Raw genomic sequence first — 24,381 nt, 5'->3', positions numbered from 1 at the left:
TCTAGAACCCCAGCATCGCTTGCATCAGGCCAAAACCGTCGAACATCAGATCCCCGAGCCGCTCCGGCAGACCGGGCATGGTCAGCAGCAGCAGGATGAAGCCCATCAGGATCATCATCGGGAAACCCACCGCGAAGATGTTCAGCTGCGGCGAGGCACGCGTGATCACGCCCATCGAGAGGTTGACCAGCAACAGCGAGGCAACCGCCGGGATCGCGACCAGAACAGCGCCCTGGAACATCGCGCTGCCAAAGGCCAGGAGAGAGGCCAGGGCCTCCGCGTCCAGCCCCGACGGCGCCACCGGCAACGTCTCGAAGCTGGTCAGCAGCAGCTCCAGCGCGATCAGGTGCCCGTTCATCGCCAGAAAAATCAGCGTGGACATGATTACGAAGATCGTGGACACCACCGGCACCTGAACCCCCTGCGCCGGATCCACAATCGAGGCAAAACCAAGGCCCATCGACAGTGCGATCACCTCGCCGGCCTGCGTCAGCGCGGAGAACACCATCTGCAGGATGAAACCCATCACCAGCCCAATCAGGATCTGGTGCACTGTGACCACCACCCCCTCGATGCTGATCGGGTCCACCGCCGGAAGTGCCGGTCCCTGCATGGCCACGAAGATCGCCAGTACCAGGGCAAACAGGATGCGCACGGTCGCCGTCAGTTGATCACCGCCAAAAATGGGCATCACCAGGAGCATCGCCCCAATGCGGGCAAACGGCCACATGACCGCTCCCACCCACACGAGGATCTGCTCCATGGCGAGGTTCACGGCTGCCTACCCCACCATCCCCGGCGCGGCGTCATATAGCCGCTCGGTGTATTCGATGATCAGCGCAAGCATCCAGTGCCCGGCCACCAGCAAGGCCGCGAACATCGCCAGCAGCTTGGGGATGAAGGACAGCGTCATCTCCTGGATCTGCGTCGCGGCCTGCAGCATCCCGATCGCCAGGCCCACGGCCAGGGCCGTCAGCAGCGGCGGCGCGGCCAGCAGGACCACCACGGTGAGCGTCTCGCGCCCGACATCGACCACCATTTCGGGTGTCATCGTTTCTCCCTAGACAAAAAAGCTGGTGGCGAGCGTGTTCATCATCAGGGCCCAGCCATCGACGAGAACGAAAAGCATCACCTTGAAGGGCAGCGAGATGATCAGCGGCGACAGCATGACCATACCCATCGACATCAGGACCGAGGCCACCACCAGGTCGATAATCAGAAACGGAATCAGGATCAGGAACCCGATCTGGAAGGCTGTCTTCAGCTCGCTGGTCACGAAGGCCGGCACCAGCAGGCGCAACGGGATGTCGTCGGCGTCCTCGAAGCCGTCGATTCCGTTGATCTCGGCAAACATGCGGATGTCACTTTCGCGGGTGTGCGCGAGCATAAATTCGCGAAGCGGCTGCACACCCGCCTGCAGGACCTCTTCGGTCCCCATCTCCTCGTTCATGTACGGGACGACCGCCGTCTCGTAGATCTCGTCGAATACCGGGGCCATCACGAACAGCGTGAGAAAGAACGCCAGGCCAATGAGAATCTGGTTCGACGGGGTCTGCGTCGTCCCCAACCCCTGGCGCAGGATCGCCAGCACGACGAGGATGCGGGTAAAGGCCGTCATCATGATCAGCGCCGCCGGCAACAGCGTCAGCAGCGTCATCAGCAGCAGGATCTGCAGGGTGACGGAGTAGGTCTCGCCCCCGTCGCCGTCGGAAGTCACCGTCAGCGCTTCGATCCCCTCACCGCCAAACTGGCCCCAGGCCAGGCCCGGGAGCAGCAAAAGCGCCAGCGCCAGAAAGGCGCGTGGCAGGTGCCTGAGCCCGCCCGCCATCACGACCGCTCCCCTCCCGTCTCGCGCCGTCCCGAGACGGCCCGGCGAAGTGCGCTGGAAAAGTCTGCCGTGCTGGCCTCTTCGACAGCCACCGGCTCGCGCATGGTATGCAGGGTCCGCATGCCGGAGGGCGCCACACCGATCAACACCTGCTCCTCCCCAACCTGGACCAGCATCAGGCGCTCGCGCGTGCCCACCGAGCGCACGGCCACCAGTTCTATAGCCTGCGAACCCCGGCTCAAGCCCCCCTGTGTACGACGCAGGATCCAGCCCAGAACCACGATGGCAATGATCACAATGACCAGGCCGCCAATCATTTGCGTCAGGTGAGCGGCAGCCGAAATCCCGCCTCCCGATTCCTCGGCAAGCGCGAGCGCAGGCCAGAGCCCCCCTGTGCCGGCCAGTCCAAAGACTGCCAGCCAATGCGAAAAATGCTGTTTCATCAGTTACTTGAGCTTTCGGATACGTTCACTTGGGCTGATCACGTCGGTCAGCCGTATGCCGAATTTTTCATTGACCACGACCACCTCTCCATGCGCGATCAGTGTTCCATTGACCAGCACGTCCAGCGGCTCCCCCGCGAGCCGGTCCAGCTCCACCACCGACCCCTGATTCAGTTGCAGCAGATTGCGGATCGGAATCCGGCTGCGACCGATCTCCATCGAGATGGTGACCGGTACATCCAGCACCATCTGCAGGTTGATGTCCTCGGCCGACATCCCCGCCGATGCCGCCAGCTCCTCCGGTTTCAGGGGTTCTGCATCGGGGTCGGGCTTGTGCCTGCGCTCCCTCTTCTCGGCGCCCATCAATGCATCGGCCGACTCACCTGCACCGCTGCTGCCTTGAGCCTCGTTCAGCAGCTCGTCCGGATCAGCCGCCGGCTCGCCATCGGTATCCTTCTGCTCGGCCAGCGCCGCGGCCCACTCATCCGCCAGGGCGTCCTGATCGTCTTCGGCTTCACTCGACTCGGCTTGCTCGGTCGTCTCGGTCGTCACATCGCCCTCCTCCTCGGAGGCCTGATTCTCGTCGTCTTTCTTGTGGTCGTCGGTGTCTGCCATGGGTGCAGCCCTCTATCGCTTGATGATGCGGTCCGTCACCTGGATCGCATTCAGGCCATCGGATACGCCAAACTTCCCTCGAAACAATGGGATGTCTTCGACTTTTAATGTCACAACCTCAGGGAGGTCGATCGGAATGATGTCGCCCGGCTGAATGTCGAGCAGTTCCTGCACGGTTACCTCGGTCTCGGTCAGGATCGAGCTCACCTCGACTTCCGCGTCCTGAATTTCTTCTTCCAGCGCCTTCATCCAGCGCTGATCCACATCCGAACGGTCCGATTGCAGCCCGGTATCCAGCTGCTCACGGATGGGCTCGATCATCGAATACGGCAGGGTGAAGTGCAGATTGCCTCCACCACCATCGAGCTCGATGTGAAACTCGCTGATCACCACAATCTCGGTCGGGGACACGATGTTGGCGAACTGCGGGTTGACCTCCGAGTTCAGAAACTCGAAACGCAGATCCATGACCGGCTGCCAGGCCTTCACCATGTCCTCGAATGCGCCTTCGAGGATTCCGTGGACCACCCGCATCTCCATCGGCGTGAAGTCACGGCCCTCGATGCGGGTGTAATAACGACCATCCCCGCCAAAGAAATTGTCGACCAGGATGAACACCAGCTTCGGGTCAAACACGAACAGACCAGTCCCGTGCAACGGATGCGCGCGCACCAGGTTCAGGCTGGTGGGGACAAACAGGGAGTGCATGTACTCCGAGAACTTCGAGATGCGTGTCCCGACCACCGAGATCTCGGCGGAGCGGCGCAGCAGATTGAACAGTCGAACCCGTAGATGGCGCGCAAAGCGCTCGTTGATCATCTCCAGCGTGGGCATGCGCCCACGGACGATCCGATCCTGCGTGGCGAAGTTGAATTCCCGCGCCTGCCCGTCATTCGGAAACGGATCTTCGGTCTCGATATCACCGTCATCGACGCCATGCAGGAGGGCGTCGATCTCGTCCTGGCTGAGAATGTCGGTCTGCGCCATGGTTGTGCCTACTGCATGACCAGTTCGTTGAAACGCACCGCTTCGACATCATGCGGGGCGTCACGCTGCTGGAGAATGGACGCAATCACCTCGCGCAACTCGTCGGCGAGAGACTCCTTGCCCCTGCGGGTATTGAGTTCGTCGTAATGCTTTTCCGCGAGCAGACCCAGTACATCATTGCGAATCGCCGGCGCATGCCGTTCGACCGCACTGACCACCTCGGGGTCGGTCGTCACGACGCTCAGCTCTACCCGCAGGTAACGGATGCGCCCGGGCGCTTCGATGTTCACGGTCATGGGCGCGAGACCGTGGTAATGGCGCTGCGCGGGGCGGTCTTCGGCCGTTTCGTCCGCCTCCCCGCTGTCGGCCAGGAAGAACCACGCGGCAGCGCCCCCCGCTCCCACGAACACCAGCACCAGCAGTACCACCAGCAGGAGGCGTCCTTTCTTGCCCTTTCCTCCGGTGTCCTCGGTGTCCCCGGTGTCTTCTTCACTCAGTTCGACTTCCTTATCCGCCATTTTCCGCCCTCGACATTCGTACCTGCGACCATACTGAACACACTGGACCGCTCTGGCTATTGACTGAACCAGTAGCAAAGCCAGTGCCAATGTCCATTTTAGTCGTTATTTCCGCAAGTTACGGAACCCGATCAAGGCATCGGGGGATGCGAGACGGGGGGCAAGGTCGAGAATCGTCAAGATTCAGCCGCCCACCACGGAGTGGAAGACGGGATCTTGGCGGGGCAATACGGGGAGATTGCGGGCAAAGGCCAGGGCCTCGCAGCCCCGGCCGTCGAACCATCAAGCGAACAGATCGAGCCGGCGACTCAGGATCGAGAGCGTGCTGTCCGCACCCTGCTCGTCGTCTGGCTCAAGCCCATCGGCTTCGTCTTCAGGCAGTATCGTTCCGTCCGCCAGCGTCTGCTGTCCCTCACGCTCTTCGTCCGCCTGATCCGAAACCGTGGCGTCCTCAAGCGTCAGGCCACTTTGCGCAAGACTCTCGCGCAACCGAGGCATCGCGGCCTCCAGCACTTCGCGTGTCACCGGGTTGGCGCTGATAAATTGAACCGTCGCGCGATCGCCATCCACGTTCACGCGAACATCCAGCGTCCCCAGTTGCGGCGGATGCAGCTTGATTTCGGTGCGGCCACCCTGCGCGCGCGCCAGCATGCGAATCTGATCGGTCAGTTCGCGTTCACCCCCGGGCTGCAGCAGGCGTGTGAGGTCGAGGCGAACCGGGTTGCGTGTGCCTTCGCTGCCTTCCGCGGCCTGGGCATGCGCTGGCAGAATACCGGCCAGAGGCTCGGCCGCACGTGCCTGAGCTCGATGCGGGTCTGACCCCTGGGCCATCCATTGCGCGAGCAGATCCAGCACATTTTCGCGTGAAAGCCGGCTGTTCGAGCCGAGCAGGTCAGTGCCCGCGCCCGTCCCATTCTGGCTGGACTCGAGGAACAGGCGCATAACCGCAGCGGGCAGCGGCTTGATGTCGCGGGCGCTGCCGCCAGCCTCACGTCCATCTGTCCCCTTTCCGCCCATGCCGGCCCGATCATCAGCGGCCTTCATCAGGGCCGCCAGCGGCAATTCCTTGCCGCCCGGATTATCCGCGGCGGCAAGTTTCTCCTCGTCCACCATGGCCTGAAGCCGCGCCAGCATCGCTTCCAGATCCAGCCCCTCGAGCTCATCCTCGCCCACGCCAAGATCGGCAAGAAGCGCCTCAAGCTGGGGCCGGAGGATATCGAGGAAACCTTTGCCGTCGGCGGTCTTGAGGTCCTTAAGGCCTTCCAGACCCTCAAGCGCATGAAGATCCTTGAGGTCGCCAGCTCCTCCCAAAAGCTGAAGCAGAGGCATCATCCCCTGGCTGGAACTATTTGTTGCGATCATTCCTGGGTCCTCTGATTCATCGCCCGAGTCACATGCCCCGTTGGGCATTCCCGATCATTCCCATTCAAGAACCTTGCCAGTCGCCATTGGTGTCCTGAGTACGGGCATGCACCTGGCGCGTTGCCCACATGTCCTGCTCATGCTGGCGTCGGCGGTCGGCTTCCCGTTCCTGTTCGGCGATTCGCCGTTCCAGGAGCTTCTCAAGGGACATCACGGCACGATGTCGTTCGAGCCACTCCTGCCGCGCCTGCTCGGCCTGAGCTCCAGCCGCCTGAGCACGCAAGTCCTGTTGCTCCAGCGCGTGCCGCAGCTTGTCCCGCATCCCGGAAAGCCATTTGAGTTGATTCGTATCGTCGGGCAACGGTGCGCGGAGGTATTCCAGCTGATAGCCCTCCAGTTGGGTCCGCTGGGTCTCCACCGCGTCCAGTTGCTGCAACCGGGCGCCCAGCTGGCGGGTCGCCTCGCTCTCCTCAATGCGTCGCAGTCGCAAAAGGCGTTGCAGCCGACGCGAATCCACCTCACACGGCTCCGGTCAGCGCCAGCAGCTCATCACGCGCCTGATCAAACCCAATCGCCTCGTCTCGACCCTGCCCAAGGTACGCCTCCAGCCGCTCGTGCATCGCCACCGCTTCGTCCAGGTGCGGATCCGCCCCCTTGCGGTACGCACCCACGGCGATCAGGTCGCGGTTTCGCATATAGGTCGAGGCCAGATCACGGAAACGCCGGGCCGCCTGCTCGTGTTCGGACGTGATCAGCGCGCTCATCACTCGCGAAACCGACGCCGACACGTCGATCGCAGGATAGCGCCCGGTTTCCGCGATCTCGCGCGAGAGGACCACGTGCCCGTCAAGGATCGCGCGCGCCGCATCCACGATCGGGTCATTCTGGTCATCCCCCTCGGCCAGCACCGTATAGAACGCCGTGATCGAACCACCGCCCACATCTCCGTTCCCCGCTCGCTCCACGAGCTGCGGGAGGCGCGCAAACACCGAAGCGGCATAGCCTTTCGACGCCGGCGGTTCGCCAATCGCCATCGCGATCTCGCGCGCGCCCTGGGCAAAGCGCGTGAGCGAATCCATCAGCAGAAGCACATTCAGTCCACGGTCCCGAAACGATTCCGCCACAGTGGTGGCTACCCAGGCCCCATGCTGGCGAAGCAACGGCGACTGATCGGCCGGGACGGCCACTACGACAGTCCGCTGGCGGGACTCCTCGTCCAGGATCTCGTGGATGAATTCATTCACTTCGCGCCCACGCTCGCCGATCAACCCGACTACGATCACGTCCGCGTTGGTATTGCGCGTCATCATTCCGAGCAGAACGCTCTTCCCGACCCCGGAACCGGCAAACAGGCCAAGCCGCTGCCCCCGGCCAACACAAAGCAGCCCGTTGATCGACCGGATCCCGACATCCAGCGGTTCCCGCACCGGCGCGCGCTGCAGCGGGTTGATCGGGCGCCCCGAAAGCGGGCTGTGGTCACGCGCGCGCAAAGGGCCCTTGCCATCCAGCGGCTGGCCATTGGCATCGATCACCCGCCCGAGCAGCGCATCCCCGACCGGGATCTCGCGTTGGGTATCGAGGGGCTCAATGCGCGCACCGGGTGTCAGGCCCGAGGCCAGTTCCTCCGGCATCAGAAAGGTGCGATCGTTCTGGAATCCGACCACCTCCGCCGGGACCGACGCGCCGTTCTCGCCGTGGATCAGCGCCCGCCCACCCATCGGCAGACGCAGCCCCTCGGCCTCGAAGGTCAGGCCGGTCAGGCGCGATAGCCGCCCCTCGGACTGCACGGGATGAACCCGTTCCAGCCGGCCACGTGACTGTTGCAGGCGTTCCAGAAGGCCCGAGGCCAGCCGCTCCTGTCCCCGCTGATGCAGTGTGTCCAGCCGCGAGCTCACGTCCCGTCTCCCGGTGCCGAACCATCTTCCGGTTGTTGCGAGGCGGACGCAGAGGCCTCCAGCTCGCCCCAGATCGCCTCGACCGCCTGCTGCAGACGATGTTCCAGCGAGGCATCGACCAGCGCCGCGCCCGCCTCTACACGGCAGCCACCGCGCGCCAGCTTGGTATCGGATACCCAATGCACCCCGGCATCCAGCCCCTGGGCATAGTCCTCGAGCAGGGCGCGATCCGCAGGGTGAACATGCACCCGCACTTCCTGATGCCGGCCGGGTAGCTGCGCCAGCGCCCGGTGCAGGACCTGCTCGATCAGCTCGGGGCGAGTCTTTAGTTCTGCCGCCAGCACCTTGCGGGCGATCGCGACGGTCAATTCGAGGAGTTCGGGTTCCAGCTGATCGGCCGCCTCGGCCAGGGGATCGATCAGTCCACGCCCAAGGGACTCCAGCTTGGCCACCGTCTCGCGAAGCTGTTTGTCGGCCTTGGCTCGTGCGGCCTTCTCGGCTTCCTGCTTTCCGAGCGCATGGCCTTCGGCGTAGCCAGCCTCGAATCCATTCTGACGCGCCTGGTCCTCGATGGCCTCGATCTCGGCCGCCGTTGGCAGGCGCCGCGCCGGACGCACTCCGCCCTCACCGATCTCCGGTGGCTCCCATACCGACGCATCCGGGTCATGCACCCGCGTTTGGGCGCCGGAACCCGAGGTCACAACATCGCCTCGCTACCCTGCCCGCCGAGCACAATCTCGCCGTTCTCGGCCAGGCGGCGGGCGACCGCCAGGATTTCCTTCTGCGCCGCCTCGACCTCGCTCACGCGGACCGGGCCCTTGGCTTCCAGATCCTCGCGCAGCATTTCGGCCGCACGCTTGGACATGTTGCGGAAGATCTTGTCCTTGAGGTCCTCGTCGGCTCCCTTCATCGCCAGCACCAGGGAGTCCGTCGAGATCTCGCGCAGCAACGTCTGAATACCGCGATCGTCAATATCGACCAGGTTCTCGAACACGAACATCTCTTCTTCGATGCGGCCACCAAGATCCGAGTCCGACTCCTTGATGGACTCCATGATCTCTGCCTCGCGTGCGCTCTCCATCAAGTTCATGATGTTGGCGGCTGTGCGAACGCCCCCCAGCATCGAGGTCTTGCTCGCGGCATTGCCCGACAACTGGCGGTCGAGGATTTCATCCAGCTCCTGCAATGCCTGCGGCTGGATGCCATCCAGGGTTGCAATGCGCATGACGATGTCGGTCTGCACACGCGAGGGCAGGTATTGCAGCGTGTCCGACGCCTGATCGGAATCCAGGTGCGACAGCACGATCGCGACAATCTGCGGATGCTCGTTGCGCAGCATGTCGGCGATCGCCCGCGGATCCAGCCACTTGAGCGCATCGATCCCCTTGGAATTTCGCCCGAGCAGGATCCGGTCAATCACCCCCGAGGCCTTTTCGCCCAGTGCGTTCTCCAGCACGCTGCGCACGTATTCGTCCGCACCCACGCCCAGTGCCGTCTGTTCCTGCACATGCGTGGAGAACTCATGCAGCGCGGAATCGACATCGGCGCGCGAGATACGGTCCATCGAGGCCATGGCGGTCCCGATCTTCTGCACCTCTTTCGGCCCCATGTGGCGCATGACTTCGGCAGCGGCATCCTCGCCGAGACTCATCATGAACACCGCGGCGCGCTCTGCACCATCGAGCTTTCTTGCTTGCTTGTCAGCGGCCATCGTCACCCAACCACGACTTCATTACCTGTGCCACGCGCTTCGGATCCTCGCGCACCATGTCGCGTACAGCCTCCAGATCCATCTCCTGCTGGTCCGGCCCCTTGGGCCCGGTCAGGGCCGCCACCGCGGATCCTCCCCCCGCCGGTCCGCCAGCGGGGCCGACACCCGACTCGTCCGTCAGCGCCTGTTGCTGTTCGACCCGTCGCTCGCGCGGCGGCCGGGCCATCAGTTGCTTCAGCGCCGGGCGCACCACTGTCAGCAACAGGATCAGCGCCAATATCAGGCCCGCACCAATCTTGACCATCTCGAGGAACCAGGGTTGCGACCAGAACGGCACCTCCTCCTCGACCATCTCCTCCACGGGCGCCTCGAATGGCGCGGTGACCACGTTCAGCGTATCGCCCCGCGCCTCGGAGAAGCCAACGGCCTCGCGCACCAGTGCCTCGATCCGCTCGAGCTCTTCCGCATCGCGGGCCACGCTCTCGGTCGCGCCGTCGTCGCCAACCTGCTCGCGAAAGTCCACCACTACCGCGGTCGAGACCCGGCGAATGCCACCGGGTGCCTCACGGATATGGTTGATGCGCCGGTCGACTTCAAAGTTACGGGTGACATTGGTGCTCCGGCTCGTGGGTATTGGTGCCGGTGCCGCCTCGCCATCCGGGCCTTCCACTGCACCGCCCTCCGGCGGCTGATTGGTCAGCGCGCCAGGGACGCCGGCCGGCCCACCATCCAGCCCGCTGCGCTCGTCTTCGCGTGTTTGCTCGGAACGCAACGCAATGGTTTCCGGGTCGTACAACTCCTCGGTGCGCTCGACCTGAGAGAAATCAATATCGGCGTTGACCTGGACGCGCACCTTGTCTGCACCAACGATGGGTGCCAGCAGGTTATGGATCCGCTCGGCATAGCGCTGTTCCACCTCGCGCGAGAACGACAGACGGTCACTGCTGGCCATACCACCCCGCTCGGCGCCATCCTGCGTCAGCAGGCGACCGCGCTGATCCACCACGGTTACCCGTTCTGCCTCCAGGTCGGAAGTGCTCGAGGCAACCAGATGGACGATCGCAGCAACCTGCGACTCGGAAAGCGAACGGCCGCCACGCAAATGCACCACCACCGAGGCGCTGGCAGGTCGCCGATCCCGCACGAAGACCGACTGCTCGGCCTGCGCGATATGCACACGCGCCCGCTCGACCGCGTCCAGCGACGAGACCGTACGTGCCAGTTCGCCTTCCATCGCACGATGGAAACGCGCGCCCTCGACCATACGGCTGGTACCCAGCCCTGTATCTTCCTGCAGCAACTCAAAGCCGACATCGCCGGAGCGTGGCAGGCCTTCCGACGCCAACTGCAAACGAGCCTCGGCCACGTCTCCCTGCGGGACCTTCACCTGTCCCGTGGTGGCATCCACCTGATACGAGATACCCGCCTGGGAGAGCGCCTGCACGACTTCTGCCGCTTCCTCGCTTTCCATGCGGGGAAACAGGGGCACATAGGTCGGACGGAAAGCCCAGTACAGGACGGCCACGATCACCACGATCGCGCCGGCCAGCATGCCCAGAAGCGCAAGCTGGCGACCCGCCGGCATCCCATTGAAGTCCCGGATTCCGCCACTGAGCACGGCGGGCAGGGATTGTGCGTTCTCGGCCATGAGTCCTTATTCTCCGTGGGATCCGGGCATCAGACCTGCATCCGCATGATTTCCTGATAGGCATTCAACAACCGATTGCGCACCTGGTTCGTGGCCTCGAACGCGATGCTGGACTTGTTCATGGCTACCATCACCTGGGGCAGACTGACATTCTCGTCGCCAAGCTCGAAGCGCGTCTGCAGATCGCTCGCATCCTGTTGCACCTGATTCACCCCGCGCAGCGAGTCGCGCAGCACGTTCTGGAAGTCCGCCCCGCCGACCTGACTTGGCTGCTGGGTGGGATTGGTCCCCTCCACGCCAGAGTTCTGGGTCAGCTGGCGCATCTGGGCCAGCACGTTCTGAATCTGCAACTCGCTCATGATCTAGACTCCCCTCTTCCACCATCCAGGCGCCCGGCAACCGTCGGTCAGCCTCGGCCCTAGCCAGGCGTGGACCCCCAGGGCATGTGGCCGGTGTGCCCGGAATACTCCAATGCAGCCAATGCAAGGCACGTGCCAGTAACTCCGCTAGTTTCCAGCGGAAGGCACCGCGAATCCCGACTCTCGCAGGCGCGCGATCTTGTAACGCAATGTTCTGGGGCTGATTCCGAGTCGTTCCGCCGCCTCCTTGCGACGCCCACCCGACTCGCGCAGCACATTGAGAATCACTCGGCTCTCCTGCGTCTGCAGGGTCTGCTCCAACATGGGCGTCGAGTTCTCGTCGACCAGGTCACTGGAATCCTGATCCGTGGCGTCCAATGCCTGACGCTCATGCGTACCCCAGGGCATCAGCATGTCCAGGTCCAGCCAGATCGCTTCCCCCCCGATAACCGAACCCCGTTCCGTATCGTGCAGGGTCACGGCGCGCTCCATCACATTCGCGAGCTCGCGTACGTTCCCCGGCCAGTCGTGCTCCACCAGCCGTTTCTGTGCAGACGCATCGAGATCGGTCAGAACGTTGCTGCTTAGACGCCGCAACAACGCGCGCGCCAACGGCACAATGTCCTCCGGCCGCTCGCGCAGGGGCGGGATCCAGACGGGAAAAACATTCAGGCGGTAGTACAGGTCATCGCGCAGCACACCCTCCGCCAGCGCCTCGCGCAGATCGCGGTTCGAGGTCGCAATGACCCGTACGTCCACTCGGCGAGCCTGTCGCCCCCCTAGCGGTTCCACCTCGCGCTCCTGCAGTACGCGCAGCAGCTTGGCTTGCAGATTCACCGGAATTTCGGTGACCTCGTCGAGCAAAAGCGTCCCACCGTGGGCCTGTGCAAACTTGCCCGCACGGGCCTCCAGGGCGCCGGTGAACGCGCCCTTGGCGTGCCCGAACAGCAGCGCCTCCAGCATGGTTTCCGGAAGGGCCGCGCAGTTGACCGCCTCGAACGGGCCATGTGCACGGGGAGAACGCGCGTGCACCTGGCGGGCCAGTACTTCCTTGCCCACGCCCGACTCACCGGTAACAAACACAGTCGCCGGGCTCGCGGCGATCCGTGACACGAAGGCATCGAGCAACTGCATCGAGACGCTTTGCGCCACCATCCGGGGAATCACGATGCCAGGCGAAGGCTTGACGATCGTCCGTAGCCATTCGCCCATGGCATCCGCCATGCTCGGGAGTGCGAAGTGTGCGGCCAACCCCTGACGAAACGCCCGGATTTCATCTTCGTGCGCTGCGTCAGACCCAACAGCGGCCACCGGAACCTGCTCGCCGAGAGCATTCCAGTCACCCTGGGCATCACCACTGGCTACCAGTACGACCCTCGGGCGATGTGTCTCCAGCGCAGCCGCGAAGGCATCACTCTGGCAGGACTCCAGACGCACACGCGGAATCGTCGCCAACACACGCACGACCGCCTCGCGCAACGCGGGCTGTGCATCGACAAGCAGAATGGTTGCTCTGGACATAAACCGGTTCCTCGAAAGTTCAAGAGGCAACCAGCAAAAACCAAGCCAGAAAAGATAAATAAAAGGGATACAGCGAGTTAGGACTGGAAGCGAACGCTCATCGTCAAATCCTCGTCAGGCGATTCACTCCCGGAACGCTCCCCATCTGACGGCTTCCCGACGATGGAGCCCGACGAAACGCCGCGTCAGGCTTTGCCCAACCCGAACTTGCGCATGCGCTCGACCAGGGTGGTGCGGCGCATCCCGAGCCGCCGCGCCGCACGGGCGACTACCTGCCCGGTTTCGTTCAATGCCGCCACGATCATTTCTCGTTCCAGATCGTTCAGATAGCCCCGTAGATCCACCCCCTCGGGCGGGAGTCCCTCGCGGGGCAACCCCAGGGCTGGGGCCGTCGAACCCGCAACCTGGCCGTTCGCATCACCCTGGGGCAGCATGCTCAGGTCCTCGATTCCCTCCGGCCGGACGCGTGGCGGAAGCTGCCCGAGGTCCACCGGAAGGTCCGGATACATGATGGCCAGCTGCTCCAGCAGGTTCGCCAGTTCGCGGATATTCCCCTTCCATTCCAGCTGACTCAGATGGGCCATCACGGCCGGGGTCAGGTGGGCCGGTGTCATCCCCTGATCCCGCAGCCTTTCCTCCAGCGCGGACACCAGCGACGGGATGTCACTGGCACGCTCGCGCAGCGGCGGCAGCTCGATGGGGAATACACTCAACCGGAAGAACAGATCCTGCCGGAAACTGCCTTCGGTCACTGCGTCATCCAGGTCGCGATGAGTAGCGGCGATGATGCGAGCATTGGTGGAGATCGACTTGTTCGAACCGACACGCTCGAACACCCGCTCCTGCAGCACGCGGAGCAGCTTAACCTGCATAGGCAACGGCATGTCGCCGATCTCGTCGAGGAACAGCGTGCCATCACCCGCCAGTTCAAAACGACCGGTGCGCGCCGTGAAAGCCCCGGTAAAGGCCCCCTTCTCGTGCCCGAACAGTTCGCTTTCGAGCAGATCCGCCGGGATCGCTCCGCAGTTGACGGCCACGAAGGGCTTGTCCGCACGATCGGAAGCGGCGTGAATCGCACGTGCGATCACTTCCTTGCCGGATCCGGTCTCACCCAGGATCAGCGCAGTGGCATCGGTGCGCGCCACCTGCGCCACCAGACGCTTGACCGCCAGCATGGTCGGGTGCACCCCAACCAGACCCGGCATGTCGTCATGGCCGGGCTCGCGGCCATAGCGGAGCCACTGCAACACCTGGCTGACCTGGGCGATCGACAGCGGATGCTCGACCACGCAACCCGACCCCGGAGCGGTGATTTTCTCGCCATCGGTTGGCTGTACGACCACCGGCGTCTGGTTGTTCAGTCCCTCGAGCAGGCGCTGGTCTAGTTCCGCTGCCGGGCCGCACCACCATACCGCGGCGGCATCGGAACCGCCGTCAATTAACGCCTCGGCTGTCTGGTGAGGCTCGGTCTCGCAGCCAAGACAACTCAGGATGGCCTGCGTGTCGCGGGCGGCGCCTGGTTCACCGGTGAGAGCTATCCGTAGTTCCTGATTGCGTCCGTTCAGATCCGTCATACCGGCCACCGCTCGCAGACTGAGTTGACTCATATGGGACTCGCGAGGGACCCATACGAATGTGTGATGTGCGTCTCAGTATCCGGCTAGTTGTGACTGGCGTCAACTTTCTGTCGTTTGTCGGCAATCTCGCGTCGGTGGAGTCGAAAAATCCAGCGCGCGAGTGCCTCCCGGAGGCTGCCTTCCATGCCCGCCCACCGCATCAGCTGGACGTTTCCGGCGGTAGTCGGAGTCTCGACACCCAGCACGCAAGGCTGCGGCAGAAGCCGGCTGAGGTAGATCTCCAGGCGGTCGCAATTCTCCGGAACGGTCTCCGCCGGCAGCACAATCCCGTTCCGCGACAAGGTCACCTCCACCGGGTCGGGTCGCTGCGGATGCAGCGACTCGGCGACCAGGTGCAGCAGCAGGTCCAGCTTGTGCTCGAGACGCTGGATCTCGGGGGCGGATTCGTCTTCGTGCGGGATCGAACGTGGGTGGGTATCGTCGAAAAGATCCAGGCTCTCGATCAGGCGTTGTGCGAGCCCCGGGTCGGTCAATGCTCGCTCCGAGGGCCCAATCGACAGCGCGCTGGTCACTCGCAGATCGTCGCCCAGATACTCGTCCCATTCACCGGTCGTCATTGGACCTCCAGGTCATGCACAGGCAGGAATCGCGCCCTGTTCCGAAGCCTATAGACCGTCACGCGACGATCAGCCAACAAACACGCGCGCATTGCGGAACAGTCGCATCCAGGGCCCATCCTCGCCCCAGTCACGCGGGTGCCAGCTGTGCTGTACGGTCCGGAAGACCCGTTCGGGATGCGGCATCATGATCGTGGCGCGCCCATCCTGCGTGGTGAAACCCGTGGCGCCCCCTGGGGAACCATTGGGGTTTGCCGGGTAGTGCGTGGCCGGCTTGTCGTCCGCCTCCACGTAGCGCAGCGCCGCCTGGTCGTGCACCGGCACCTCGTCGGCGTAACGCACGCGGCCCTCCCCGTGCGACACCACCACCGGAAGCAGCGATCCGCCCATACCGTCCAGCAGTACCGAGGGCCCTGGTTCCACGCGGACCAGTGACAGCCGCGCCTCGAACTGCTCCGAACGGTTGCGCACAAAACGCGGCCAGTGGTCCGCCCCGGGGATCAGCGGGGCCAGATGGGACAACATCTGGCAGCCATTGCAGACCCCGAGCGTAAAGCTGTCTCCACGCTCGAAGAAGGCCTGAAACTGATCGCGCAACTCCGCGTGATTCAGGATGGTCTGCGCCCAGCCACCACCGGCCCCGAGCACATCACCGTAGGAAAAGCCGCCACAAACAGCGAGGCCCTGCATCTCGTCGAGCGCCCGGCGCCCTGACAGAAGATCGGTCATGTGAACATCCACGGGCTGAAAACCCGCACGCTCGAACGCAGCCGCCATCTCCAGCTGCCCGTTCACCCCCTGTTCACGCAGAATCGCCACGCGTGGACGAGCGCCGGTCGCGATCAACGGGGCCACGAGGTCCTCCTCCGGATCGAAGCCCAAACGGACGACCAGTCCGCCGTCCGCTTCGACACGCGCGAACTCCTCGTTGGCACAATCCGGATCATCACGCAGCCGTTGCATGGCGGCCGAGGTCGCCTGCCATGTTCCCTGCAGCTGCGCACGGGTGGAATCCAGCAAGTCTTCTGGTCCCTGGCGCACGAGGATGCGTTCATCAATGCGCAAGGTTGCAACCCGGTGTAGATGCGCGCCCAGACCGACAGCGTTCAGTCCGTCACGAAGCGCAGCCTCTGCCCCCGGGGCCAGCTGCACGACCGCACCCAATTCCTCGTTGAACAGCCACTCCTGCGCACGATGATCGTCGGGCACCGTGATCTCCAGCCCGCAACGACCGGCGAACGCCATCTCCGCAAGGGTCGTGAACAGACCACCATCGGAGCGATCGTGATACGCGGCCAGCAGGCCCTTGCGGCGCAGCCCCGTGATCACGTCAAAAAATCCGCGCAGACGTGCCACATCGACCAGATCCGGTGTCTCGCACCCGATATGCCCCCAGGCCTGGGCCAGTGCCGAACCGCCTATGCGGGTGTTCCCCTCGCCCAGGTCAATCAGCCACAAAGCCGGATCCGCACCCGGGTTCAGCTCGGGTGTCACGCTACGACGAACATCGGCGACCGGGGCAAAGCCCGAGACGATCAGCGAGATCGGCGAGTACATGTCGCGCGCCTCGCCATCGGCGGTCTCCCAGACAGTCCGCATCGACAGCGAGTCCTTGCCGACCGGGATGGAGATGCCCAGGCCCGGGCAAACGTCCTCGGCCACCGCGCGCACCGTATCGAACAGGTTTGCATCCTCGCCGGGGACGCCGGCGGCGGCCATCCAGTTGGCCGACAGCCGGATCATCTCGGTACTGTCGATATCGGCGGCGGCCATGTTCGTCACGACCTCGCCAATGGCCATGCGCCCCGAGGCCGGGCCGGAGAGCACGGCCAGGGGCGTGCGCTCGCCCATAGCCATCGCCTCGCCGGTATAGCCCTCGAAGTCGGTCAGCGTCACGGCACAATCGGCGACCGGCACCTGCCACGGGCCGACCATCTGGTCGCGCGCGACCAGCCCGCCCACGCTGCGATCGCCGATCGTGATCAGAAAGTGCTTGGCGGCTACCGCCGGCATCTGCAGCACGCGATGCACCGCTTCATCCAGGGGGCAGGCGCCCGCGTCAAAATCAGTGGTGGGTGGTGTTGCGCGACGGTCCTCGCGCGTCATGCGCGGCGTCTTGCCGAGCAGCATGCCCATCGGCATGTCCACCGGCGGCTCGTGGAACAGCCGGTCCTCGACCTTCAGGTGGCCTTCCTCGGTCGCTCGTCCCACCACTGCGAACGGGGCCCGCTCGCGCTCCGCCAGCATGCGGAAGGTCTCCAGGCGGCCGTCGTCCACGGCCAGCACATAGCGTTCCTGTGCCTCGTTGCACCACAGCTCCATCGGCGACAGACCCGGCTCGGCGGTTGGGACCTCCCGCATCTCGATCACACCGCCCCGCCCGGCATCGTCGAGGATTTCGGGGATGGCGTTGGAAAGGCCGCCCGCACCCACGTCATGGATTGACCGAATCGGGTTCTGCGTACCCAGCGCGGTGCAGCGGTCGATCACCTCTTGGCAACGCCGCTCCATCTCCGGGTTACCCCGCTGCACCGAGGCGAAATCGAGCTGCTCCGCACTGGCGCCACTCGCCATCGACGAGGCCGCCCCGCCGCCCAGGCCGATCAGCATCGCGGGCCCACCCAGCACCACGATCGGCGTGCCCGGGGGCACATCCTGCTTGTGCACGTGTTCGCCCCGGATCGATCCCAGCCCGCCGGCCAGCATGATCGGCTTGTGGTAGCCGTACAGGGCGTCGCTTCCGTCCGGGCGCGGCAGCGCCATCTCGAAGGTGCGGAAGTATCCGGCCAGCGCCGGGCGGCCGAATTCGTTGTTGAATGCGGCGGCGCCGATCGGGCCGTCCAGCATGATCTGGCGCGCACTCTCGATCCGCTGCGGGCGTCCGAAGTCACGCTCCCACGGCTGCGGCAGCTCGGGGATCTGGAGATTGGAGACGGTAAAGCCGGTCAGCCCCGCCTTGGGCTTCGAGCCCTGGCCGGTGGCCCCCTCGTCGCGGATCTCGCCCCCCGAGCCGGTGGCGGCGCCCGGGAACGGAGAAATCGCGGTCGGGTGGTTGTGGGTTTCCACCTTCATCAGGATCGGCAGATCCAGCGATTCACGCTGATATTCGCCGGTGATCGCGTCCGGCATCAGGCGGATGCCCGAATGCCCGGCGATCACCGAGGCATTGTCACTGTAGGCGGACAGCACACGCTCCGGATGCTTCTGGTGGGTACTGCGGATCATCCCGAACAGGGTGCGTTCGTCCGCCTCGCCATCCAGGATCCAGGCGGCGTTGAAGATCTTGTGGCGGCAGTGTTCAGAGTTCGCCTGGGCGAACATCATCAGTTCGGCATCGGTGGGTGCCCGCCCGAGCGCCGCGTAGCCCTCCGCCAGATACTCGATCTCGTCCGGCGAGAGCGCGAGGCCCAGATCGACATTGGCGGCTTTCAGTGCCCGGTGCGGGTCGTCGCCCAGCTCCACACGCCCCAGCGAGCGCGGCGTCTCGGACTGGAACAGCCGCGCCGCCTCCGCCGGATCCTCGATCACGGTTTCGGTCATCCGGTCGTGCAGAACATCGCCCAGTGCCTCGAGGGATGCGCCTTTGGCCCCCTGCCCGCCAATCTGCCAGTGGATGCCGCGTTCGATCCGCCCGACGGCCTCTTCCAGACCGGCGTGGTGCGCGATCTCGGTGGCCTTGGACGACCACGGGCTAATCGTGCCGAAACGGGGAATCACCACCAGCTCGCGCTGAATCTCGAAGTCCGGCTCGCGCCAGGCCTCGCCCTCGCGCAACAGGCGGTCCAGGATCGCGTCTTCTTCCGCCGTCAGGCGGCGTCGGGGTTCGATGAAGTAGACAAAACGCGCCGTCAGTGGGCCCGCCTCAGGAACACTCGCCCGCAGGCCGGCTTCCAGTGCCCGGAGCCGAAATGGCGAGACGGCGATACCCCCTTCCACAAACCGCATTGCGCTTCCTCGATACCCGGAGATGACAAAGGCTGCGCATTGTACCGGACCCGACGCCGGGCCGGGACCGCTACTCGCCTACTGGATCACTCTCCGTGGACCGTTACCGTCAGCGTGCGGGTGTGCGCGGCGTAGCGGTGCTCCCACAGGAACAGGCCCTGCCAGGTCCCCAGGACCAGCCGGCCGCGCCCGACCGGCACGGTCAGGTCGTTGTGGGTCAGCATCGCGCGGGCATGGGCGGCCATGTCGTCGTCGCCTTCCATATCGTGCCGGTAGGCCGGATCGGCGTCCGGTGCCATGCGCGCAATCAGGGTCTCCAGGTCATGGCGCACATCGGCATCGGCGTTCTCGGTCACCAGCAGCGAGGCGCTGGTGTGGTGCTGGAAGATATGACAGGTACCGGTGGTGATCCCGCTGGCAGCCACGATCTCGTCGATCTGGCGCGTGATGTTGATGGTGCCCCGCCCCTCGGTACGTACGCGAAAGGTGTCCTGATGCACGGCCATACCCGTCTCCCCAACAAAAAAGCGCCCGAAGGCGCTTGATTGGACTTGCTAACTTGGTGGAGGCGGCGGGAATCGAACCCGCGTCCGCAGGCCCTCCGCCCTCGGCTCTACATGCTTATTCTGTCTTTGAGTTTAACCAGCCGCTACCCGACAGGCAGGGAAAACAACTGGCGATCCCGGTTTAGTTTTAATGGATCCACGCCGGGCGCGCTTCACCACGAGCTTGTGAGAGTCGACGCCCGATACTGGACGCACAAGCACGGCTCCAGTCGGACGGCATCTACCGGTTTTTAAGCGGCGAGTGCGTAGTTGTCGTCGTTGGCAACTATTTTTTTGCAGTGATTTTTACGAGGCTCACCACATCCTCGGCATGCACCTCAGGTTTCGCGACCCGCGTCGAATCCAAGTCGCCCCCTTGCAGTACACAGACAGTCTAGCGCGCCCGAGGTTCCCCGGCCAGTTGAATATGCACGGTCACCTCCTCTCGGTCGTGATAGAGCTGCCGCGCCCTGCATTCGCAAGGGATTCCCGCCACTTCCAACCGCTGTACAAGATGCACCAGGCAGTCCCGCACGGTCTGCCAGCGTTTCTTCATTGGCAATTTCAGGTTGAACACCGCCTCGCGACACCAGCGCCTTTCCAGCCAGTCACCCATGCGGGCCGCGACACGCGCCGGCTTGTCGACGATGTCGCAGACCAGCCAGGTCACGGGGTTGGGCGGTTCCCAGAAAAAGGCATCCTCGCGGTGATGTTCCACCTGTGTGGTGGCCATCAGGCGCTCGTCCATCGGACCGTTATCCACGGCATGCACATACATGCCCCGACGGACCAACTGCCAGGTCCATCCACCCGGAGCGGCTCCGAGGTCCACGGCCTGCATCCCCTCGGCCAGCCGCTCGGGCCACTGATCCGCCGGAATGAACGTGTGCCAGGCCTCCTCCAGCTTCAACGCCGAACGACTGGGCGCGTCGGACGCCGCCCGCAGGCGCGGCTTCCCTTCCGGCCACTCGCTGCGCTCGCCCCGACTGGAAAACGCGATCTGCACACAATCGCCGGCGGACCAGAACAGGTGTGCCCGCACGCCTGCTGCATCGGTCACCAGCAGGTCGCGCTTGCGCAACACGGCCTGCAGCGGCCGATCCAGTGCTCGCGCCAACCGGACCAGCGACTGACCTTCGTTAGTGTCCGGGCACTCGTGCCACAGCGAGTCGAAGCGGATTCCCGTCAATTGGAGCTGATCAAGGATCGGCGTTACCCGATCCTCCCGACCCAGTCGTTCCAGCGGGTGCAGGGCCAGCACGCGCTGGCGGGCAAAAACCAATCCATCCAACGGCAGGGCCGCGGCCAGCCCCATCAGATCACCATCCGCCGGGACAAAGCGTACGTAACCGGTATCCGGCTTCGAACGTGGATAGGCACCCAGACCCGCGTCCGCCGCCCGCTCCGTCAACTCGGCAATCAGGTCCGGCTCGAAGCCCGGGCGGCAGTAAAACAGCAGTTCGGACGCCGTCGCCTCAATCGACACCATGTCCCCTCCATGAAAAAAGCCGCCACACCCGAGGGGGTGAGGCGGCTTCGAGGGTACCCGGACGATGACCTCCGGGCCACCACGGAACGGTCGAATTACAGATCCAGGCCCGGATCTCCTTCGACGTTCTTCAGCTTCGGCACGTAGGGCTTGCTGACCTCGACCGAGCCCTTTTCGCGCAGATAGTCCGCGACCAGTTCCCAGACCGGTTCGGAATCCAGCGGCTCGTGCACGTTCGCCCAGCCGGCGACCACGTACTTCTTGTCCATGTCGATCGGCTCGCCATTGATCTCCAGGTCGCTGATACGCGAACCCATCGACTCGTGCGGGTCGATGGTGTACTTGATCCCGCCGGTGCGAACCATGTCGCCGCCACGATGGTGGTACGGGTTCTGGTTGAAGATCGAGTTGGCCACGTCTTCCAGCGTGTTCTTCAACTGTTCGCCGGTCATCTCGTTACGCTGGACCTCGGAGTACGTGGTCACGGTCTGGGTCATCACCTCCTCGAAGGTGATCGGCTGACCCGGCAGGACACTCACACCCCAGCGGAAGCCCGGCGACAGCGCAATCTCGGCATCCAGTTTTTCGCGCAGGGCATCCAGGATGACTTCGTCGAACGTGCCGTTAAAGTTGCCGCGGCGATACAGCACACCCTCGGTCACGGCCAGCTCTTCGTTCAGTTTGTCCTGGTAGGGCTCGTGGACCTTCTTCACGTGCTCTTCCATCTCCGGATCGGCGTCCAGCAGGTTGGAGAACACCGGCAGCATGTGGAACTTGTAGTCGCGCACGCCGTTGTCGCCCACATCCAGGTCCAGCAGGCCCAGGAACTTGCCGTTCGAGCCCGCGTTGGTCACCAGGGTGATGTCGCCGCCGGCGTTCTCGATCTCGATCGCACCCGGAATGGCGTCGTGGGTGTGACCACCCATGATCACGTCCACGCCTTCCAGATTGCGGGCCATTTCCATGTCCGTGACCATGCCGTTGTGCGACAGGATCGCGACCACCTTCGCGCCCTTCTCGCGGCACTCGTTGATCATGCGCTGCATGTTTTCGTCGCGGATGCCGAAGCTCCAGTCCGGGAACATGTAGCTCGGGTTGGCAACCGACGTGTAGGGGAAGGCCTGGCCAATGACCGCCACCGGCACACCATTCATCTCGCGGATGGTGTACGGCTCGAACACCGGATCGCCCCAATCGCGGTCCTCGATGTTCTGCGCCAGGAAGTCGATGTCGTTCGGCTTGAAGTCGTTCTCGATGATCTCGAGCACGCGCTCGTCGCCAAAGGTGAACTCCCAGTGGCCGACCATGATGTCGATACCCAGCAGTTTCTGTGCATCGACCATGTCCTGCCCATCATCCCACAGCGACACAGCCGTGCCGTGCCAGGTGTCACCGCCGTCCAGCAGCAGCGAGTTCGGCCGGTCGGCGCGCAGCTTCTTGACCAGCGTGGACAGATGGGAGAACCCTCCCATGCGGCCGTACTTCTCCGCTGCATCCACATAGTCCAGGTGCGTAATGGCATGGGCCATCGGGGTGCCGGGCTTGATGTCGAACCACTCGAGCAGATCCTTGCCCACCAGCACCGGCGGCTTGCCCTGCATGTCGCCCACGCCAATGTTCACGTTCGGCTCGCGAAAGTAGATCGGCTTCAGTTGTGCATGGCAGTCGGTGTAGTGCATGAACGAGACGTTCCCGAACTTCGGAATGTCGTACATCTCGCTGCTCAGGGGCTTCCAGGACCCCTTCTCGCCGGCCCAGGCATTCATCGAGAAGCCGGCGGCACTCGCCGCGACCATGGCTTCGAGGAATTCTCTCCGAGTCAGATTCATTGACTGGCTCCTATTGGTGGTTTGAGTTGGATTTAATGCAATTTCTAGCTGGGCCTGTCCCGGCCCTCTTCCCGGTTATTCCGGACGTGCATCCGCCAGTTTTGTTCCATCGGCAAAGCCGTTCCCGGACGCGCGGGCTACTGGAGTTGCTGAGATTTCGCGCGGGATCGGACTCGAAACAAGCCTGTTCCCTTCCGATCAGCGGAGACAAAAGATTGCGCCAGGAGCGTGCCAGAGCCACCACGCAGTTCACAAAAAAGGCCTGTCACCCTGGGGGTAACAGGCCAAGACGCGACATACACCGCCAGAGGACTCGATGCGGGGAGCACTGCGCCGCTAGCGCTGATCGCTGTGCCCTCGCCGATCGGTCCGTACCCGGCAGCTACAGCCTACAAATACCTCGACCAGTGGAAATTGATTCAGATCAACGAACCCTCGAGTTGGTGATCACATCCACTGATCGTAGTCCGCGCCGCCTAGGCCGCGTATTTGCCTTCCGCGGCCAGTCCATTGTCACGTGCACGCTCGTAGACCGTCTTCTGTGCGCCCTCGAAATTCGCCTGCATGTCCTGACCCCACAGCTGCATCGCCGCCTGCTGCATGCCGCGCCCATACGAGAACGACAGCGGCCAGGGCGTGCCGCCAATACGGTTCATCGCATCCAGATGTGCGGTGGCGTCGGCATCGTTTTGTCCACCCGAGAGAAACACGACGCCGGGAAGTATGGCGGGCACCGCAGAGGCCAGGCAGCGCAAGGTCGCATGGGCCACGTCCTCGACACTGGCCTGCTCCGGGCAATCCTTGCCGGGGATGACCATGCTGGCCTTGAGGATCGTGCCTTCCAGCAGGACATGATGCTCGTATAGCGCACTGAACACGGCCCGCTGGGTCGCTTCGGTCACGCCATAACAGGTTTCGATGTCGTGATCGCCGTCCATCAAGACCTCGGGCTCCACAATCGGTACCAGCCCCTGCTCCTGACAAAGCGCCGCATAGCGCGCCAGCGCATGGGCATTGGCCTCGATACAGGTATCGGTCGGCATGGTCTCGCCAATGGTGATCACCGCTCGCCACTTGGCGAATTTCGCCCCCATCTTGGCGTATTCCTGCAGGCGTTCGCGCAGCCCGTCCAGACCCTCGGTGACCTTCTCGCCGGGGAACCCCGCCAGGTCCTTGGCGCCCGTATCCACCTTGATGCCGGGCAGGATGCCCGCTTCGCGCATGACATCGACAAACGGCTTGCCGTCGCGCGTCGACTGACGCAGGGTCTCGTCATAGAGAATGGCGCCGGAGATGTACTCGTTCAGCTTTGGGGTTGTAAGCAGGAGTTCGCGATAGGTCCGGCGATTCTCCTCGGTATTCTCCACGCCCACGGCATTGAGTCGCTTGCCGATCGTGCCCGTGGATTCGTCGATCGCAATGATGCCCTTGCCGGGGGCGACCATGGCTTCGGCCGTCTCGATCAGGGTGTCGATTTTCATGTCTGCTCCTT

Annotated in this window: 22 protein-coding genes and 1 other RNA gene; all 23 read right to left on the bottom strand. The window is 63.9% G+C overall.

Annotated features, from left to right (window positions below; all coding sequences use genetic code 11):
- Position 1 precedes the first annotated feature (1 nt).
- A complete protein-coding gene (gene fliR, locus C935_RS0104525; RefSeq protein WP_018861326.1) occupies positions 2-763 on the bottom strand; it encodes a flagellar biosynthetic protein FliR in 762 nt (253 codons plus the stop codon).
- Positions 764-781: 18 nt separating this feature from the next.
- Entirely contained in the window at positions 782-1,051 is a 270-nt protein-coding gene (gene fliQ, locus C935_RS0104520; protein ID WP_018861325.1) for a flagellar biosynthesis protein FliQ, read from the bottom strand.
- A 9-nt stretch (positions 1,052-1,060) separates the two neighbouring features.
- Positions 1,061-1,828, bottom strand: a complete 768-nt coding sequence (fliP, locus tag C935_RS0104515; protein ID WP_018861324.1) for a flagellar type III secretion system pore protein FliP — start codon at positions 1,826-1,828, stop codon at positions 1,061-1,063.
- Positions 1,828-2,271, bottom strand: a complete 444-nt coding sequence (gene fliO / locus C935_RS0104510) for a flagellar biosynthetic protein FliO (RefSeq protein ID WP_026278637.1) — start codon at positions 2,269-2,271, stop codon at positions 1,828-1,830. The genes fliP and fliO overlap by 1 nt, the downstream gene beginning before the upstream one ends.
- A gap of 3 nt (positions 2,272-2,274) precedes the next feature.
- Entirely contained in the window at positions 2,275-2,886 is a 612-nt protein-coding gene (fliN, locus tag C935_RS0104505; RefSeq protein ID WP_018861322.1) for a flagellar motor switch protein FliN, read from the bottom strand.
- A gap of 12 nt (positions 2,887-2,898) precedes the next feature.
- A complete protein-coding gene (gene fliM, locus C935_RS0104500; protein WP_018861321.1) occupies positions 2,899-3,873 on the bottom strand; it encodes a flagellar motor switch protein FliM in 975 nt (324 codons plus the stop codon).
- 8 nt (positions 3,874-3,881) lie between these two features.
- Entirely contained in the window at positions 3,882-4,391 is a 510-nt protein-coding gene (gene fliL / locus C935_RS0104495; protein WP_018861320.1) for a flagellar basal body-associated protein FliL, read from the bottom strand.
- Positions 4,392-4,673: 282 nt separating this feature from the next.
- Positions 4,674-5,753: a flagellar hook-length control protein FliK gene (locus tag C935_RS0104490; protein WP_026278636.1), complete on the bottom strand. Its 1,080-nt coding sequence runs from the start codon at positions 5,751-5,753 to the stop codon at positions 4,674-4,676.
- Positions 5,754-5,817: 64 nt separating this feature from the next.
- Positions 5,818-6,270 carry a flagellar export protein FliJ gene (gene fliJ / locus C935_RS0104485; protein ID WP_018861318.1) on the bottom strand — a complete coding sequence of 151 codons (453 nt, stop codon included), beginning with the start codon at positions 6,268-6,270 and terminating at the stop codon, positions 5,818-5,820.
- 1 nt (position 6,271) lies between these two features.
- Complete coding sequence (locus C935_RS0104480; RefSeq protein ID WP_018861317.1) at positions 6,272-7,648, bottom strand: FliI/YscN family ATPase; 1,377 nt, start codon at positions 7,646-7,648, stop codon at positions 6,272-6,274.
- The gene (locus tag C935_RS0104475) at positions 7,645-8,349 is read right to left on the bottom strand and encodes a FliH/SctL family protein (protein WP_018861316.1); all 705 of its coding nucleotides are present in this window, start codon (positions 8,347-8,349) and stop codon (positions 7,645-7,647) included. Before C935_RS0104475 ends, C935_RS0104480 begins: the two co-directional genes overlap by 4 nt.
- Positions 8,346-9,359, bottom strand: a complete 1,014-nt coding sequence (fliG, locus tag C935_RS0104470; protein WP_018861315.1) for a flagellar motor switch protein FliG — start codon at positions 9,357-9,359, stop codon at positions 8,346-8,348. Before fliG ends, C935_RS0104475 begins: the two co-directional genes overlap by 4 nt.
- Positions 9,349-11,007, bottom strand: a complete 1,659-nt coding sequence (fliF, locus tag C935_RS0104465; RefSeq protein WP_018861314.1) for a flagellar basal-body MS-ring/collar protein FliF — start codon at positions 11,005-11,007, stop codon at positions 9,349-9,351. The genes fliG and fliF overlap by 11 nt, the downstream gene beginning before the upstream one ends.
- A gap of 29 nt (positions 11,008-11,036) precedes the next feature.
- Positions 11,037-11,366, bottom strand: coding sequence for a flagellar hook-basal body complex protein FliE (fliE, locus tag C935_RS0104460; RefSeq protein WP_018861313.1), 330 nt, complete (start codon positions 11,364-11,366; stop codon positions 11,037-11,039).
- Between the two features lie 147 nt (positions 11,367-11,513).
- Positions 11,514-12,887, bottom strand: coding sequence for a sigma-54-dependent Fis family transcriptional regulator (locus C935_RS0104455; protein ID WP_018861312.1), 1,374 nt, complete (start codon positions 12,885-12,887; stop codon positions 11,514-11,516).
- A gap of 185 nt (positions 12,888-13,072) precedes the next feature.
- Entirely contained in the window at positions 13,073-14,461 is a 1,389-nt protein-coding gene (locus tag C935_RS0104450) for a sigma-54-dependent Fis family transcriptional regulator (RefSeq protein ID WP_026278635.1), read from the bottom strand.
- Between the two features lie 86 nt (positions 14,462-14,547).
- On the bottom strand, positions 14,548-15,081 hold the full coding sequence (locus C935_RS0104445) for a PilZ domain-containing protein (protein WP_018861310.1): 534 nt from the start codon (positions 15,079-15,081) through the stop codon (positions 14,548-14,550).
- Between the two features lie 69 nt (positions 15,082-15,150).
- On the bottom strand, positions 15,151-19,026 hold the full coding sequence (purL, locus tag C935_RS0104440; RefSeq protein WP_018861309.1) for a phosphoribosylformylglycinamidine synthase: 3,876 nt from the start codon (positions 19,024-19,026) through the stop codon (positions 15,151-15,153).
- Between the two features lie 86 nt (positions 19,027-19,112).
- Positions 19,113-19,532 (bottom strand): secondary thiamine-phosphate synthase enzyme YjbQ, encoded by a 420-nt coding sequence (locus C935_RS0104435; protein ID WP_018861308.1) that lies wholly within the window; start codon positions 19,530-19,532, stop codon positions 19,113-19,115.
- Between the two features lie 54 nt (positions 19,533-19,586).
- Positions 19,587-19,947, bottom strand: a transfer-messenger RNA (tmRNA) gene (ssrA, locus tag C935_RS12970).
- An 18-nt stretch (positions 19,948-19,965) separates the two neighbouring features.
- The gene (gene rlmM / locus C935_RS0104430; protein ID WP_018861307.1) at positions 19,966-21,060 is read right to left on the bottom strand and encodes a 23S rRNA (cytidine(2498)-2'-O)-methyltransferase RlmM; all 1,095 of its coding nucleotides are present in this window, start codon (positions 21,058-21,060) and stop codon (positions 19,966-19,968) included.
- Between the two features lie 95 nt (positions 21,061-21,155).
- On the bottom strand, positions 21,156-22,889 hold the full coding sequence (gene soxB, locus C935_RS0104425) for a thiosulfohydrolase SoxB (RefSeq protein WP_018861306.1): 1,734 nt from the start codon (positions 22,887-22,889) through the stop codon (positions 21,156-21,158).
- Between the two features lie 476 nt (positions 22,890-23,365).
- Positions 23,366-24,370: a class I fructose-bisphosphate aldolase gene (locus tag C935_RS0104420; protein ID WP_018861305.1), complete on the bottom strand. Its 1,005-nt coding sequence runs from the start codon at positions 24,368-24,370 to the stop codon at positions 23,366-23,368.
- Positions 24,371-24,381: the final 11 nt, after the last annotated feature.

Source organism: Thioalkalivibrio sp. ALJ3, assembly GCF_000377205.1.
GTDB lineage: Bacteria > Pseudomonadota > Gammaproteobacteria > Ectothiorhodospirales > Ectothiorhodospiraceae > Thioalkalivibrio.
Note: the sequence above shows the minus strand (reverse complement) of the source record. Positions and strands in the feature narration are given on the sequence as shown.